This is a genomic window from Streptococcus sp. HMSC36C04, assembly GCF_001839535.1.
Lineage (GTDB): Bacteria > Bacillota > Bacilli > Lactobacillales > Streptococcaceae > Streptococcus > Streptococcus hominis.
The window spans coordinates 55,180-69,739 of record NZ_KV841591.1 but is presented as its reverse complement, the minus strand read 5'-3'; the positions used below and the strand labels follow the sequence as shown (position 1 = coordinate 69,739).

The following is a 14,560-nucleotide window of genomic DNA, read 5'->3' as shown; positions in this document are numbered from 1 at the left end:
ATATTATCTCACATTTTACTTCAATTCGAAAATGACCTCTGCTGTTGGATGCACCAAGCCACGTTCATGCAAGGTCTCAGCAATTTGAACAGAATTCCAAGCCGCACCTTTGAGCAGGTTGTCTGAAACCACCCACATATGAACCCCTTTTTCAGCATCCAAATCTTTGCGGATACGACCAACAAATGTTTCTTTTTTGCCGACAGCATTGACAGCTTGAGGGTAGATTTGATGAGCAACATCATCCTCTAATACTGCTCCAGGAAAATTGGCAATAGCTACTTTGACCTCTGCGATAGGCGCTACTTCTTTTGTCTCGATGTAGACAGACTCTGAGTGCGCTGAAAGAACAGGGATACGAACACAAGTAGCAGAAACCGCAATCGTGTCATCTTCCATGATCTTCTTGGTTTCATTGGTCATCTTCATCTCTTCGTAGGTGTAGTCATTGTCCGTAAAGACATCAATTTGAGGAAGAGCATTAAAAGCAATCGGATAGTGTTTCTTGTCGCCGCCGGAAGGCAAAATCTCAGCCTTAACATCACGCGGATCGACTCCGTCATTTAAGACCTCACGCAGTTCACGCTGAGTCTCAAGGATAGCTCCCATACCTGCTCCAGACACGGCTTGATAGGTTGATACGATGATGCGCTCTAAGCCCCATTTCTGACGAACAGGCTCCAGCGCCACCATCATCTGGATAGTGGAGCAATTGGGGCAGGCAATAATTCCGTTATGAGCATCAAGTGCATGTGCATTGACCTCTGGTACAACCAAAGGAACATCAGGATTCTGACGGAAATAAGAGGTGTTATCCACCACAACAGCTCCTGCCTTGACAGCGTACGGAGCATACTTGGCAGAAGTTGAACCGCCTGCTGAAAAGAGAGCGATATCTACACCTTCAAAGGCAGTCTCCGTTGTTTCTTCAATTGTGATGTCTTGGTCTTTAAATTTCAAAACTTTCCCCGCTGAACGAGCTGAAGCCAAGTAGCGTACTTTCTCAATCGGAAGAGTTGATTCTTCCAGCATTTTGATCATTTGAGCTCCAACGGCACCTGTAGCACCTACCACAGCAACTGTGTATCCCATAACATACCTCTCTGAATTTTCAAAAAATTTGTGTATTGCTGGTATTATACTACTTTTCTAAAGAATTGAAAAGACTTATAAGAAAAAAATCCCCACTAAAAAGTAGGGATTGAGGGCACTTACGTGTGATGAGCAGGTTCACACAACTCATCAAGGTCCGCTCCTGCGTATATGACCTCCCATGCTCAATATGTGGTTTGCGCCACCTATCGACTCATCGCATATCTAGCATTCTACTATAGAAAATCCTAAAAGTCAAACTATTTTTTATGAGAGATTTTCTAGCTTATCCATATTTGAAATTGGTGCCTTAAAAGAGTAAAATAATCTTTAGGAGGATAAAGTTATGGATACTACGAAACAGCCTGTCCCCATGCCTCAAGATAGGCGAACAATGGCTCTCTTGCTCGGAGCTGTGGGTGGTTGCCTAGACGTTTTTTCGCATATACAATTTAGTACACTAATCGCCACTCAGACAGGGAATATTATTTTAATTGTAGCCGATTGGGATGGGCCGACCGTAAAGACTGCTTATCGTATTCTTTCGCTTATCTTCTTTACCTGTGGCTTTGTCCTCGGTATTCTACTTAAGGAACGGGCGCAAAGCTCACATTGGCGTACTTGGGGAGTCTTACCGTTAACTCTCACGACTTTCCTCTTTCCTTTCTTTCATTCTCATTATTTTATCTGGGTGATATTGCTTGCAACCTCTACCGGAATGGTCATGCTAACTTATACAGGCTCAAAAATTGAGTCTTATCCCTACATGATTATGATGACTTCAGGAAACTATCGGAGAATGGTCACTGCTTGGTATGAGTATATTCGTTTTAAAGACCGCAGACATATTATTAGAAGGCAAGCGGCTAATTACTCTATGATTGTCACTAGTTTCATCGGCGGTGCTATTTTTACTGGATTTCTCACACGTTTCATTCATCAATACGCTATCTGGACAGTCACTACTATTTTGACGATTATTATCATTCATTATACTAGATACAATCATATACATCACTTAGAGCAAAAAAATATCTAACACTTAATGAAAATCGAAAGCAAACTAGGAGCTAAGTAAGAAAAAAACCGAACCAATCCTCTTGGGTAATGCTCACAAAGAGAATTGGTTCGGTTTTTGCTAGTTCATCAATACTTGCCTGCGATATTTCATTTATCGATCCTCTTCATCAGTTTTTAACTACCGATAGAAAAACTTCCTCATCTATCAATCTCACAAATACTTGCTTCCTTCTTTAATGCTGAGTTTGCTCAGCCTGTCTTTGTATTTTTCGATAAATTCCCGCACCCAGTCGGGATTGGTCTTGGAGTAGTCCCGAAGTGCCCAACCAATGGCCTTATTGATGAAAAACTCGGTCTGATTAAGATTATTAATCAGGATTTGCTCCAGCAGCTGGACATCCGTTTCTTCTTTTTGAAGCAATTGGTGTTCAATGGCAAGGCGCCGCAGCCAAAAATCTTCATCCCTGCTCCACTCCAACACAAATTTCTTTGTCTCAGGATAGTGCAGGCAAAGAAAGCCTACTGAGCGGCACAAAAAGTCAATGGTGTCCCACCATGGCTTTGTTTGTGCTAATTTCTTTATCTTTAGCAAATCGCTTGGTTTCAAAGCTTTTTGTTTCAATTGCAAATAATCCAGCACCACATATTGCATTTCACGATAGGGATTTTCCCAAGCCTGATGGATAAATTTCCAATCAATTGCAGGGCTGCTATTTTTCTTAAAAAATACCTTGGAAAGCTTTCGTCTAACAGGTGTTTTGACTCCTAAAAACTCAAACTGGTCTTTCATGTATGCTTCCATGTGAATAGCATCTTCAGGATTCGCTACTTCTTTTAATCCTTGGAAAATATCTTCTACTTTCATATTACCATTCACTTTCAACATTCATATCTTTGAATAATTTAATTGGTCTTGCTGTTTTATCTAAACTCTTCTGCAACCAAACTGTATCATGCCAGCAGTCAAATTTATATCCGATTTTTGGGAAATGCTCTACTTGCTGATAACCACGTTTTTTATGGAAAGAAATACTGGCGTCATTCGGCAGAGCAATACAAGCTAGAAAATGAACAAAACCTTGCTGTTCAAGAATTTCTTCCAATTTGTCATAAAGCTGCTTCCCAATCCCTCTGCCGCGATTCTCATCAGCTACATAGACCGATAGTTCAACAGCCCAGTTGTATGCCTCTCAACCATAATAAGTCGAAGCATAAGCATAACCCAGAATGACTCCCTCTTCTTCAGCCACCAGATAAGGATACCTTTCCAAGGTCTTCTCAATCCGACCAGAAAATTCCTCCATCGACGGAACATCATACTCAAAAGTAATGGCTGTTTTCTCCACATAAGGTGCGTAAATAGCTACAAGAACAGCGGCGTCGTTTTTATTTGCTAATCTGATGTTCATCCGAATGTTCCTTTCTTCTTATTACTTTCATAAAAATGAAGTATATCACCATGTATATTTTACCAAATTCAAAAAGAAAAGGCTCTCTCGAACCTTTTTCGTTTTAAAATAGTCCAATAGCTGTACCATCTGGTGCGACATCCATATTGAGGGCTGCTGGGCGTTTTGGCAGACCAGGCATGGTCATAACATCACCAGTCAGGGCGACAATAAAGCCTGCACCTAGTTTTGGAACAACTTCACGGATAGTGATTTCAAAGTTTTCTGGCGCTCCCAGAAGATTTGGATTATCTGAAAAACTGTATTGGGTCTTAGCCATACAAATTGGCAACTTATCCCAGCCATTCTTGACAATTTGAGAAATTTGAGTTTTTGCTTTCTTTTCAAAATTGACTTTTGTTCCGCGATAGATTTCCTTGACAATTTTCTCAATTTTTTCTTCAACTGTCAGATTATTATCGTAAAGTCGAGTGTAGTTAGCAGGTCTAGTTTCAATTGTTTTAACCACAGTTTCGGCAAGAGCTAGACCACCGTCAGCTCCGTCTGCCCAAACACTAGCCAATTCCACAGGAACATCAATCTCTGCGCAAAGTTCCTTGAGAACGGCAATTTCAGCTTGGGTGTCCGTCACAAATTCATTGATAGCCACCACGACCGGAACACCAAATTTACGGATATTTTCCACGTGGCGCTTGAGGTTGGCAAAACCTGCTTTAACCGCTTCAACATTCTCAGTTGTCAGCTCTTCTTTAGCAACACCACCGTTCATTTTCAGTGCTCTAAGAGTTGCAACAATAACCACTACATCTGGAGCAGTCGTCAGATTTGGCGTTTTGATATCTAGGAATTTCTCAGCCCCTAGATCCGCACCAAAACCAGCTTCAGTCACTGTGTAGTCCGCCAAATGCAGAGCTGTTGTTGTCGCCAGAACAGAATTACAGCCATGGGCGATATTGGCAAACGGTCCGCCGTGAACAAATGCAGGAGTTCCATAAATAGTCTGTACTAGATTGGGCTTTATAGCGTCTTTCAAGATGAGAGCAAGAGCCCCTTCTACTTCCAAATCTCGAACATAAACAGGCGTCCGATCATAACGATAACCAATAACGATATTAGCTAGACGTTCTTTCAAGTCTTCAATACTTGTCGCTAAACAGAGAATAGCCATGATTTCAGATGCAACCGTAATATCAAAACCATCTTCCCGCGGAATTCCATTAACCGGACTGCCCAGACCGACGGTCACATGCCGCAAAGCACGGTCATTCAGATCTACCACGCGCTTCCAGATAATGCGACGTTGGTCAATTCCTAGAGCATTTCCTTGATGTAAATGATTATCAATCAAAGCAGAAAGGGCATTGTTGGCAGTGGTAATCGCATGCATATCTCCTGTGAAATGCAAATTGATGTCTTCCATTGGTAGAACCTGTGCATAACCACCTCCAGCGGCTCCGCCTTTGATTCCCATAACTGGTCCAAGAGACGGTTCACGAATCGCAATCATGGTTTTCTTTCCAATTTTGCTGAGAGCATCTGCCAAGCCAATAGTAATAGTTGATTTTCCTTCGCCGGCCGGTGTTGGATTGATGGCTGTTACCAGAATCAACTTACCAACTGGCTTCTTTTGTAATTCCTGAATCTTATTAAAAGACAATTTAGCCTTGTATTTACCGTAAAGCTCCAAATCGTCATAATCAATTCCAACTTTCTTCACTACATCAGCAATCGGCTGCAAGTCAACACTCTGAGCAATTTCTATATCCGTTTTCATTTGGAATCCTCCAGTTTTGATAGGATTATTATACCAAAAAATAAAGAAAACAAACACTTTCAAAGCTAAAATTCTCAAAAACGTTCGGAAAAGTCTTTTCTATTTACGAATTAACTTTTTTTGTGTAAAATTTAGTTATGAAACTATTGATTACTTCTGGCGGAACGAGCGAAAAAATCGATCAAGTTCGTTCTATTACGAATCACTCAACAGGAAAGCTTGGTGCTCTTATTGCGGAGAGTTTTTTAGCACAAGGCGATCAAGTTACATTAGTCACTACACAGAGTGCTGTCAAGCCTGCTGCTCATCCGAATTTAACCATTCAAATCATTGAAAATGTACAAGATTTGCTGGAAACGATGCAGCCTTTAGTCAAAACTCATGGTGTTTTAATTCATTCAATGGCCGTTTCTGACTACACGCCTATTTACATGACAGGTTTTGAACAAATCACTGCTTCACAGGATTTAACAGAGTTTTTAAACAAGACCAATGATCAAGGCAAGATTTCATCAAAAGATGAATACCAAGTGCTCTTTCTCAAACAAACACCGAAAATTATCAGCCAAGTAAAAAAATGGAATCCTAATATCCGTCTAATTGGCTTTAAACTCTTAGTTGATGTTTCTAAGAAAGAATTACTGACAGTTGCTCGTGCTAGTCTCATAAAAAACAAAGCAGAAATAATTGTGGCAAATGACTTGTATGATATTTCCAATAATCAACATCATGCTTACTTAGTCAAAGAAAATTCTGTCATAGAAGCCAACACAAAAGAGGAAATCGCTCAACAACTCGTAACACACATTCACACAAAGGACAATTTATGAAACATATTACTTTAGCCGTCACAGGAAGCATTGCCGCCTATAAAGCTGCTGACTTGACCAGTCAATTGACAAAAGACAATCAAAAGGTGACTGTTCTGATGTCTCAAGCAGCTACAAATTTCATTCCCCCCTTGACTTTGCAGGTATTGTCGAAAAATTTAGTACATACAGATGTCATGGACGAGCCTGCGCCAAACAAGGTCAATCATATTGAAATTGCCAAGCAAACAGATCTTTTCTTGGTTGCACCTGCTTCTGCCAATACAATCGCTAAATTAGCCAATGGCTTTGCGGACAATATGATAACCAGCACTGCACTTGCTTTGCCTATAACAGCCAAAAAAGTGCTAGCTCCTGCTATGAATACAAAAATGTATGAAAATCCAATCACTCAAGAAAATCTATCTAAACTAGAAAAATACGGCTGGCACATTATTCAGCCTAGAGAAACCGTCCTAGCCTGTGGTGACCACGGAATCGGTGCTCTTGCTTCTGTAGAAACAATTATAAAAAAAGTAAAGGAATTGATTTATGAAAAAACAATCTAATATTGCTCAAATTGCTATCTTTTTTGCTATTATGCTCGTTATTCATCTATTAAGTTCGGTAATATTTAACCTTTTTCCCGTCCCGATCAAACCAACGATTGTTCATATTCCTGTTATTATTGCTAGTATCCTTTATGGACCAAAAGTTGGTGCACTTTTAGGTGCTTTAATGGGAATTATTAGTCTAGTTACAAATACAATTGTCCTCTTGCCAACAAGTTATCTATTTAGTCCATTTGTCCCTAATGGCAATATTTATTCGCTCATCATTGCTCTTGTTCCGCGAATTTTAATCGGAGTCACACCTTATTTTGTTTATAAATATCTTAAAAATAAGACTGGACTTATTTTAGCTGGGACGGTTGGTTCGTTGACAAATACTATTTTTGTTTTAGGAGGAATCTTCCTACTATTCTCTAAAGTTTATAATGGAAACATTCAACTACTGCTTGCTTCTGTTATTTCAACCAATTCCATTGCTGAAATGATTATTTCTGCGCTTCTGACGGTTACCATTATTCCAGCTCTTGAAAAAGTTAAAAAATAATCACGTGAAAACGTGATTTTTTTATGAAAAAATGCTATAATGAAAACGGTTAAACAATAAAAGAAAGTTTAAAATTCTGAGAAAAATATAATTTTCATCATTCTACTAAGAAAACGAAGTTAGTTGCTTTTTTTCAAATGTTTCATAAACTTTCCAATTTTTATAAAAGGAGATTTCGTAATGACTTACCAAGATAATTTCAAAAAATGGCTTGATTTTGCAGAACTTCCAGATTACCTTCGTAAAGAATTGGCTTCGATGGATGAAAAGACAAAAGAAGATGCTTTTTATACCAATCTCGAATTTGGTACTGCTGGTATGCGTGGCTTGATTGGTGCAGGTACGAATCGTATCAATATTTATGTCGTTCGTCAGGCAACTGAAGGTTTAGCACGTTTGATTGATGAAAAAGGTGAAGATTTCAAAAAACGCGGTGTCGCTATCGCTTATGACTCTCGTCACTTCTCTCCAGAATTCGCCTTTGAATCTGCTGCTGTTTTAGCAAAACATGGCATTAAATCTTATGTATTTGAAAGTCTCCGTCCAACACCAGAACTGTCATTTGCAGTTCGTCACTTAAAAGCTTTTGCCGGGATTATGATTACAGCCAGCCACAACCCTGCTCCATTTAATGGCTATAAAGTTTATGGCGAAGATGGTGGTCAAATGCCGCCTCATGATGCTGATGCTCTAACAGCTTATATTCGTGCCATCGAAAATCCATTTGCCATTGAAGTTGCTGATGTTGAAGCCGAAAAAGCATCTGGATTGATTGAAATCATCGGTGAAAACGTTGATACTGAATACCTTAAAGAAGTAAAAGACGTGAATATCAATCAACAATTGATTGATGAATATGGAAAAGACATGAAAATCGTCTACACTCCGCTTCACGGTACAGGTGAAATGTTAGCGCGTCGAGCATTTGCCCAAGCTGGTTTTGATTCTGTTCAGGTTGTTGAAGCTCAATGCGTGCCAGATCCAGACTTCTCCACTGTCAAATCACCAAATCCAGAAAACCAGGCGGCTTTCTCTCTCGCTGAAGAATTAGGGCGTAAAGTTGGTGCGGATGTCCTTGTCGCAACAGACCCAGATGCTGACCGTGTGGGCGTTGAAGTTCTCCAAAAAGACGGCAGCTACCGCAATCTTTCAGGAAATCAAATCGGTGCAATTATGGCTAAGTACATCCTTGAAGCGCATAAGACTGCTGGAACACTTCCTGCCAATGCAGCACTTTGCAAATCCATTGTGTCTACCGATCTTGTAACCAAGATTGCTGAAAGCTACGGCGCAACCATGTTCAATGTCTTAACTGGTTTCAAATTTATCGCCGAAAAGATTCAAGAATTTGAAGAAAAACACAATCACACTTACATGATGGGCTTTGAAGAAAGCTTTGGCTACTTGATTAAACCATTTGTGCGTGACAAAGATGCTATCCAAGCTGTATTAGTTGTTGCAGAATTAGCTGCCTACTACCGTTCTCGCGGCTTAACTCTTGCAGACGGAATTGAAGAAATCTACAAAGAATATGGTTATTATGCTGAAAAGACGATTTCAGTTACTCTGTCTGGTGTTGATGGCGCGGAACAAATCAAAGCTATTATGAGCAAGTTCCGTGACAATGCACCAAAAGAATTTAACGCTACTGCTGTTGCAGTCACAGAAGATTTCAAAGCACAAACTGCTACTGATTCTGACGGCGATGTAACGAAATTAACAACTCCACCAAGCGATGTATTAAAATACACACTTACTGATGGTTCATGGATTGCTGTACGTCCTTCAGGAACTGAACCAAAAATCAAATTCTACATTGCTGTTGTCGGAAATTCCAGCCAAGACGCTCAAGCAAAAATTGCAAAAATTGAAGCAGAAATCAATGATTTTGTAAAATAAGCAAAAAGTAAGAAGGCTTTGATTTCTCAGTCTAACTTCTACAATATTCAAACTTCGAGTCTGGGACAAGAGTGTCTCAGACTCGAAATTGTCTTGTAACAAATGACAGATAATTGCTCAAACGCTGCTTTAAGATGGCGGACAGAGCTTTCGAAGTAGGTCTCAAAGTCTTTTCGCTTTTTAACATTTGCTCAACGTTACAGGGGAGACTATACAAAATAGCTGGGAAACATTTTATAGCGGAGTCTTGAGATAAGAGGATGACAATTAAAATTTTCAGTTTCTAGTTCTGTTTCACTTCTCTTTCAATATTTTACATTTCATTTCAAATCTCTGCATTATTTTCCTATTTGTGGCATACTAGAATGAGCAAAAGAAATGAGGTTATTTTATGAATAATTTTACGCAAGATATCAAAGATTTAGAAGTCACGACTGTAGAACGTGCCCGACAAGCCATTGAAAATAAAGAAAACGCAACTTTTTTCATTGGGCGTAAAACGTGCCCTTACTGTCGTAAATTCGCCACTACGCTAGCTAGTGTTGTCGCTGAAACCCAAGCATACATTTTCTTTATCAACAGTGAGGAACCTAGTGAACTGGAAGAACTCCAAGCTTTTCGTTCCGAATATGGAATCCCAACTGTGCCAGGATTTTTACACACAGAGAATAGCCAAGTAGCTGTCCGTTGTGACTCTTCTATGACGGCTGAGGAAATCAAGTCATTCGCTAACTTATAAAAATGAAGCTGGAATTAAAATTTCCAGCTTCAAAGTATATTATAAACTAACTAAGCAGTAACTTTTTACTATCACCAAACGAGGCAGAGATCATATCGTCCCTGTCTCTTAATATTTAATTTCCTTTTAATTTTCCTTTTTGAAAGGCTTGCCACATCTTTTGCTGAGGTTTAGCAAATGGATAGTTGTCAAATTCATCAGGATGCAACCATAAAACTTGTTCCTGTTTAGGCATTTCCGTAGCATTTACTACCTGACCATAAAGCAAACGAATCTGCCACTTGCGATGACTGAACACATGTTGAATTGTCGGAAAAGCTTGCTCCTGCCAATTCACTACCACATCATAATCCTGCTCAAAGCTTTCTTGAGGAGATAATTCAATTGCAACTTGATTTTCTGCTACTTCAAAAAGGGATAACTGTTCATCATCCGAAAATTCGTCTACTTCAATCAAAGGAAAGTGCCAAAATCCTGATAAAAGACTGCTTGCTTCATTTTTCTCTAAAAGAAATTCTCCTTGATTATTCTGGATAATCAAACCATACAAATAAACTGGAATAGGTTTTTTCTTAGGAGCTTTGATAGGGTATCTATCCATTGTTCCATGTAAGTAAGCAGCACTAAATTCCCTTACTGGACTGTCCTCAGGTCTAGGGTTGACAGGCGCTTCAATATCTGAGCCCAAATCCATCAAAGCTTGGTTGAAATCTCCCGGTCTTTGGGGGTCAATCAGAATTTCCATCATCGCTTGAAAAACCTTTCGGTTAGCAGGGACACCAATATCCAAATTCACCTCAAATAAACGGCTCAGGACCCGCATAACATTCCCATCAACCGCTGGCTCAGGCAAGCCAAAAGCAATACTTGCAATAGCTCCTGCTGTATAAGGACCAATTCCTTTCAGACTAGAAATCTCCTCGTAAGTGTGAGGAAACTCGCCACTAAAATCTGTCATAATCTGCTGAGCAGCCTGTTGCATATTGCGTACTCGCGAATAGTAACCTAGCCCCTCCCAAGCTTTAAGCAAACGTTCTTCTGAAGCCATTGCTAAATCTTTAATTGTCGGAAACCAGGCTAAAAAACGCTCATAGTAAGGAATAACCGTATCTACCCGTGTTTGCTGAAGCATAATTTCTGAAATCCAGATATGATAAGGATTGCTGCTTCTCCGCCAAGGTAAATCGCGCTTATTTTCATCATACCAAGCTAATAATTTTTGGCGAAAAGAGATAATCTTTTCATCCTCCCACATCTCAATCCCATATTTTTTCAAATCTAACATAGCTTTAGTATAACACAAAATAAAAAGAGAACCCAGAACTTGAATTCTGGATTCTGTCTTGGCTTTCTAATAATGACCAACTGCTTGGCTGGCAGTAATCAATGTTAATTTATAAACATCATCAGCATTGCATCCACGGGAAAGGTCGTTTACTGGGTGGTTCAATCCTTGCAAAATAGGACCGACTGCTGAAAAGCCACCGAGGCGCTCTGCCATTTTATAACTGATATTTCCAGCTTCAATACCAGGAAATACAAAGACAGTCGCTTGACCAGCTACATTGCTTCCAGGAGCTTTTAACTCTGCCGTTTTAGGCACAAAAGCTGCATCAAATTGTAATTCTCCGTCAATAGCCAAATCTGGTCGCATTTCTTGCGCAAGTTTCGTTGCTTCGACGACTTTATCAACCTTTTCACCAAATCCAGAACCTTTAGTTGAATAGCTCAGCATCGCCACTTTAGGGTCAATGTCAAAGATTTGCGCGGTCAAGGCAGAGTTAATAGCAATTTCTGCTAATGTTTTAGCATCTGGGTCAATATTGATTGCACAATCACTGAAAACATAGCGTTCATCACCGCGAACCATGAGAAAGGCACCAGATGTGCGAGAAACCCAAGGAAGTGTTTTGATAATTTGAAGAGCTGGACGAACCGTGCTTGCTGTAGAATGAATCGCACCAGAAACCATACCTTGTACTTTACCAAGATAAACAAGCATGACACCAAAATAATTGACGTCCTCTTTCAATAATTTACGCGCTTCGTCTTCTGTGATTTTTCCTTTACGGCGTTCTACAAAAGCTGCAACCATTTCTTCAAAGCATGAACAATTTTGAGGATCAATGACTTCATAACCTTCTGTCACACCTTCAATTTCAAGATAAATACGAATTTTTTCAGGATTCCCCAATAAAACAGGTGTGATACTTGTTTCCCTTACCAAACGTTTAGTAGCTTGAAGAATACGTGGTTCTTCACCTTCTGGTAAGACAATCTTCACTTCTTTGCCTTGCAATGTTTCACGAATTGTTTCAAAAATTTTCATGTTTTACTCCTTACTTATTGCTTAATTTTTGAATGACTGTTTGAAAATCTTTCGGAAGAGGACTTGATTTATTCACAACTTCCTCATGGAATGGATTGTAAAAACGCAATGAATGACAATGAAGTGCTTGCCGCGTTATTCCGTCAGTCATGCTCCCACCATATAAATCATCTCCCAAGAGCGGAAAACCAATATAAGAAAAATGAACCCTAATCTGGTGTGTCCGTCCTGTATGAAGGTGAATATCCACGAGATAAATGTCATCATACTGCGCTAAAACTTTATAACTCGTATGAGCATATTTTCCATTTTTTGCTACACAGCGAGTAATGATACTACTACCTTCACGCGCTATGGGAGCAATAATATCTCCTTCTGGCTTTAACGGTGCCGAACCCTTGACCAAAGCATAATAATGCTTCTCAATGACTTTCTTTTGCAACTGCTTGTCCAATCTTGCATGAGCATAACCGTGCTTTGCAAACAACATCAGACCACTCGTATCACGGTCTAAACGAGTCACAATATGAATCTGCTGATTTTCATAATGATTCGCAATGTAATAAGCCTTCACAAAATTAGCCATTGTATTGGAATGATTCACGCTAGGAATACTGGCTACGCCTGCCGGCTTGTTCAAAATCAGAAAATGTTCATCTTCGTAGACAATTTCTAAATCTTTCTCTACAGCTTGCAAACTGCCAAAACCTTCTTCTGCAGGAATATCGACGGCAACTTTGTCGCCAATATCTAACAAATAAATGGCATTTTGCTTTTTACCGTTTACCTGAATATCCCCACCAGAAAACTTTATTTTTGCAAGCAAACTTTTGGAAATTTCATGTTTTTTTAGAAATGTTTTGACTTTCACATGCTCATCTGCGATAAATTCAAACCTCATTCCTCCACCTCGCCAATAAAGGCATCTTTGACACGATTCCAGAAGCTCGTATGACTCGGTGTAGCAAGAAAGTTAATCTTATGTTGATCAATTTGAAATTCAATTTTAGAAATATTGTTTATCATAAAATTTTGATTGTCAATCGAAATCGCATGTCGGTCATTCCAAGTCGGCACAATTTCAATTTTATCTTTCTTAGGGACAATAATTGAGGAGCCCAAGGTCCGAAACACACGATTGTTCAAGCTTGCAACTTCTGCAATCTGAAGAGCTTCGATGGTTGGGTGCAGAACAGCTCCACCCAACGATTTATTGTAAGCTGTGCTTCCTGTCGGAGTTGATACTGAAATGCCGTCACCACGAAAGCGCTCAAAATGCACTTGATTGATAATGATATCAGCGACCATTGTTCGTCCAGAACGCTTGACCGTCGCCTCGTTCAACGCACGTTTTATACAAATCTCATTATTTCCGTGGAAAATTTTCACATTCAAAATCGGATAAGACACCTTTGCGCCTGTGTCTAATTTTAAATTATCGATTAGTTTGTCCAACTCAAAATCTCGATAATCTGTATAAAAGCCCAAATGTCCTGTGTGAACGCCAACAAAGCGAACTTTGTCTAGCTGATCTTCATAATTGTGAAATGCTGACAAAAGCATCCCGTCGCCACCAATTGAAATGACAATATCAGGATTATTATCATTCAAAATAAAGTGATTTTGTTTTAGTTTCTGTTTCAATTGGCGACAAATTTCCTGACTTTGCCGTCTGCGATTACTGATAATCCCTATTCTTTTACCTGTATTCTTCATCTGTATCGTCACTATTTCCTACGCCATCATTCAATTTGCGACTAATTGGGTCAAATAAAGCTTGTGCCTCTTGAATATCATCACGAATTTTTCCCATTTCTTCGTCTAATTGATAGGCGATTTTTGCTGTAATTTCCAAACGTTTCTTAATTTCATCTGGAAACTCACCTTTGTATTTATAATTCAGCGAATGTTCAATTGTTGCCCAAAAATTCATGGACAGAGTACGAATTTGAATTTCTGCTAAAATCGTTTTGCTCCCATTGATGGTATCAACGGGGTATTCAATAATAACATGGTAACTGCGATAACCACTAGCTTTACGATTTTTAATATAGTCTCTCTCTTGAATAATCCGCATATCATGACGTTTTCGCAAAACATCCAAAACTTCTTCTACATCATCCACAAATTGGACCATTACGCGCAAACCAGCTATATCTTGCATATCTTGTGCCAGATTTTCTTCTTTAATTCCACGCAAAGCCATTTTTTCTTTGATGCTTTCTATCGGTTTTACACGCCCCGTTACAAATTCAATCGGAGAATGCTGCTTTTGTTTTCGGTATTGTTTGCGAATCCCGCGCAGTTTGATTTTCAACTCACCAACCGCTTGAATATAAGGATCCAGGAACTCTTCCCATCCTACTTCCATAC

14 protein-coding genes and 1 pseudogene are annotated in these 14,560 nt (G+C 39.4%); 6 read left to right on the top strand and 9 right to left on the bottom strand.

All coding sequences use genetic code 11. The features are described 5' to 3' along the window. Positions 1-15: 15 nt before the first annotated feature. Complete coding sequence (locus HMPREF3249_RS04935) at positions 16-1,092, bottom strand: aspartate-semialdehyde dehydrogenase (protein WP_070867506.1); 1,077 nt, start codon at positions 1,090-1,092, stop codon at positions 16-18. A gap of 346 nt (positions 1,093-1,438) precedes the next feature. Between HMPREF3249_RS04935 and HMPREF3249_RS04930 the strand changes: the two genes are divergently transcribed. Continuing rightward, positions 1,439-2,131: a YoaK family protein gene (locus HMPREF3249_RS04930; protein ID WP_070867505.1), complete on the top strand. Its 693-nt coding sequence runs from the start codon at positions 1,439-1,441 to the stop codon at positions 2,129-2,131. Between the two features lie 192 nt (positions 2,132-2,323). Here HMPREF3249_RS04930 and HMPREF3249_RS04925 read toward each other — a convergent pair whose 3' ends face one another. The 3 genes and pseudogenes from HMPREF3249_RS04925 to HMPREF3249_RS04915 all read right to left on the bottom strand — a co-directional run bounded on the left by HMPREF3249_RS04925 (position 2,324) and on the right by HMPREF3249_RS04915 (position 5,295). Then, positions 2,324-2,977: a DNA alkylation repair protein gene (locus HMPREF3249_RS04925; RefSeq protein WP_070867509.1), complete on the bottom strand. Its 654-nt coding sequence runs from the start codon at positions 2,975-2,977 to the stop codon at positions 2,324-2,326. Between the two features lies 1 nt (position 2,978). After that, positions 2,979-3,521, bottom strand: a pseudogene (locus HMPREF3249_RS04920) (N-acetyltransferase family protein). A 103-nt stretch (positions 3,522-3,624) separates the two neighbouring features. Beyond that, complete coding sequence (locus HMPREF3249_RS04915) at positions 3,625-5,295, bottom strand: formate--tetrahydrofolate ligase (protein ID WP_049517508.1); 1,671 nt, start codon at positions 5,293-5,295, stop codon at positions 3,625-3,627. 137 nt (positions 5,296-5,432) lie between these two features. Between HMPREF3249_RS04915 and HMPREF3249_RS04910 the strand changes: the two genes are divergently transcribed. The 5 genes from HMPREF3249_RS04910 to HMPREF3249_RS04890 all read left to right on the top strand — a co-directional run bounded on the left by HMPREF3249_RS04910 (position 5,433) and on the right by HMPREF3249_RS04890 (position 9,858). Then, positions 5,433-6,125, top strand: coding sequence for a phosphopantothenate--cysteine ligase (locus HMPREF3249_RS04910; protein ID WP_070867504.1), 693 nt, complete (start codon positions 5,433-5,435; stop codon positions 6,123-6,125). Continuing rightward, positions 6,122-6,673 carry a phosphopantothenoylcysteine decarboxylase gene (coaC, locus tag HMPREF3249_RS04905; RefSeq protein WP_070867503.1) on the top strand — a complete coding sequence of 184 codons (552 nt, stop codon included), beginning with the start codon at positions 6,122-6,124 and terminating at the stop codon, positions 6,671-6,673. Before HMPREF3249_RS04910 ends, coaC begins: the two co-directional genes overlap by 4 nt. Next, on the top strand, positions 6,657-7,220 hold the full coding sequence (locus HMPREF3249_RS04900) for an ECF transporter S component (RefSeq protein WP_070867502.1): 564 nt from the start codon (positions 6,657-6,659) through the stop codon (positions 7,218-7,220). The genes coaC and HMPREF3249_RS04900 overlap by 17 nt, the downstream gene beginning before the upstream one ends. Positions 7,221-7,400: 180 nt before the next feature. Continuing rightward, positions 7,401-9,119 carry a phospho-sugar mutase gene (locus HMPREF3249_RS04895; protein ID WP_070867501.1) on the top strand — a complete coding sequence of 573 codons (1,719 nt, stop codon included), beginning with the start codon at positions 7,401-7,403 and terminating at the stop codon, positions 9,117-9,119. Between the two features lie 391 nt (positions 9,120-9,510). Beyond that, positions 9,511-9,858 (top strand): DUF6568 family protein, encoded by a 348-nt coding sequence (locus HMPREF3249_RS04890; protein WP_059220801.1) that lies wholly within the window; start codon positions 9,511-9,513, stop codon positions 9,856-9,858. Positions 9,859-9,973: 115 nt separating this feature from the next. Here HMPREF3249_RS04890 and mutY read toward each other — a convergent pair whose 3' ends face one another. The 5 genes from mutY to HMPREF3249_RS04865 form a co-directional block, all read right to left on the bottom strand. Continuing rightward, positions 9,974-11,143 (bottom strand): A/G-specific adenine glycosylase, encoded by a 1,170-nt coding sequence (gene mutY, locus HMPREF3249_RS04885; protein ID WP_049533764.1) that lies wholly within the window; start codon positions 11,141-11,143, stop codon positions 9,974-9,976. Positions 11,144-11,209: 66 nt separating this feature from the next. After that, positions 11,210-12,187, bottom strand: coding sequence for a phosphate acetyltransferase (pta, locus tag HMPREF3249_RS04880; protein ID WP_049533763.1), 978 nt, complete (start codon positions 12,185-12,187; stop codon positions 11,210-11,212). A gap of 10 nt (positions 12,188-12,197) precedes the next feature. Then, entirely contained in the window at positions 12,198-13,088 is an 891-nt protein-coding gene (locus HMPREF3249_RS04875; RefSeq protein ID WP_059220803.1) for an RluA family pseudouridine synthase, read from the bottom strand. Beyond that, positions 13,085-13,903, bottom strand: a complete 819-nt coding sequence (locus HMPREF3249_RS04870; protein ID WP_003029339.1) for an NAD kinase — start codon at positions 13,901-13,903, stop codon at positions 13,085-13,087. Before HMPREF3249_RS04870 ends, HMPREF3249_RS04875 begins: the two co-directional genes overlap by 4 nt. Next, positions 13,887-14,558, bottom strand: coding sequence for a GTP diphosphokinase (locus HMPREF3249_RS04865; RefSeq protein WP_049533759.1), 672 nt, complete (start codon positions 14,556-14,558; stop codon positions 13,887-13,889). Before HMPREF3249_RS04865 ends, HMPREF3249_RS04870 begins: the two co-directional genes overlap by 17 nt. Positions 14,559-14,560 lie beyond the last annotated feature (2 nt).

Coding starts and splice junctions, on each gene's coding strand:
- HMPREF3249_RS04910 (WP_070867504.1), top strand. CDS start 5,433: ATGAAACTATTGATTACTTCTGGCGGAACGAGCGAAAAAATCGATCAA.
- HMPREF3249_RS04935 (WP_070867506.1), bottom strand. CDS start 1,092: ATGGGATACACAGTTGCTGTGGTAGGTGCTACAGGTGCCGTTGGAGCT.
- coaC (WP_070867503.1), top strand. CDS start 6,122: ATGAAACATATTACTTTAGCCGTCACAGGAAGCATTGCCGCCTATAAA.
- HMPREF3249_RS04900 (WP_070867502.1), top strand. CDS start 6,657: ATGAAAAAACAATCTAATATTGCTCAAATTGCTATCTTTTTTGCTATT.
- HMPREF3249_RS04915 (WP_049517508.1), bottom strand. CDS start 5,295: ATGAAAACGGATATAGAAATTGCTCAGAGTGTTGACTTGCAGCCGATT.
- HMPREF3249_RS04930 (WP_070867505.1), top strand. CDS start 1,439: ATGGATACTACGAAACAGCCTGTCCCCATGCCTCAAGATAGGCGAACA.
- mutY (WP_049533764.1), bottom strand. CDS start 11,143: ATGTTAGATTTGAAAAAATATGGGATTGAGATGTGGGAGGATGAAAAG.
- HMPREF3249_RS04925 (WP_070867509.1), bottom strand. CDS start 2,977: ATGAAAGTAGAAGATATTTTCCAAGGATTAAAAGAAGTAGCGAATCCT.
- HMPREF3249_RS04875 (WP_059220803.1), bottom strand. CDS start 13,088: ATGAGGTTTGAATTTATCGCAGATGAGCATGTGAAAGTCAAAACATTT.
- HMPREF3249_RS04865 (WP_049533759.1), bottom strand. CDS start 14,558: ATGGAAGTAGGATGGGAAGAGTTCCTGGATCCTTATATTCAAGCGGTT.
- HMPREF3249_RS04895 (WP_070867501.1), top strand. CDS start 7,401: ATGACTTACCAAGATAATTTCAAAAAATGGCTTGATTTTGCAGAACTT.
- pta (WP_049533763.1), bottom strand. CDS start 12,187: ATGAAAATTTTTGAAACAATTCGTGAAACATTGCAAGGCAAAGAAGTG.
- HMPREF3249_RS04870 (WP_003029339.1), bottom strand. CDS start 13,903: ATGAAGAATACAGGTAAAAGAATAGGGATTATCAGTAATCGCAGACGG.
- HMPREF3249_RS04890 (WP_059220801.1), top strand. CDS start 9,511: ATGAATAATTTTACGCAAGATATCAAAGATTTAGAAGTCACGACTGTA.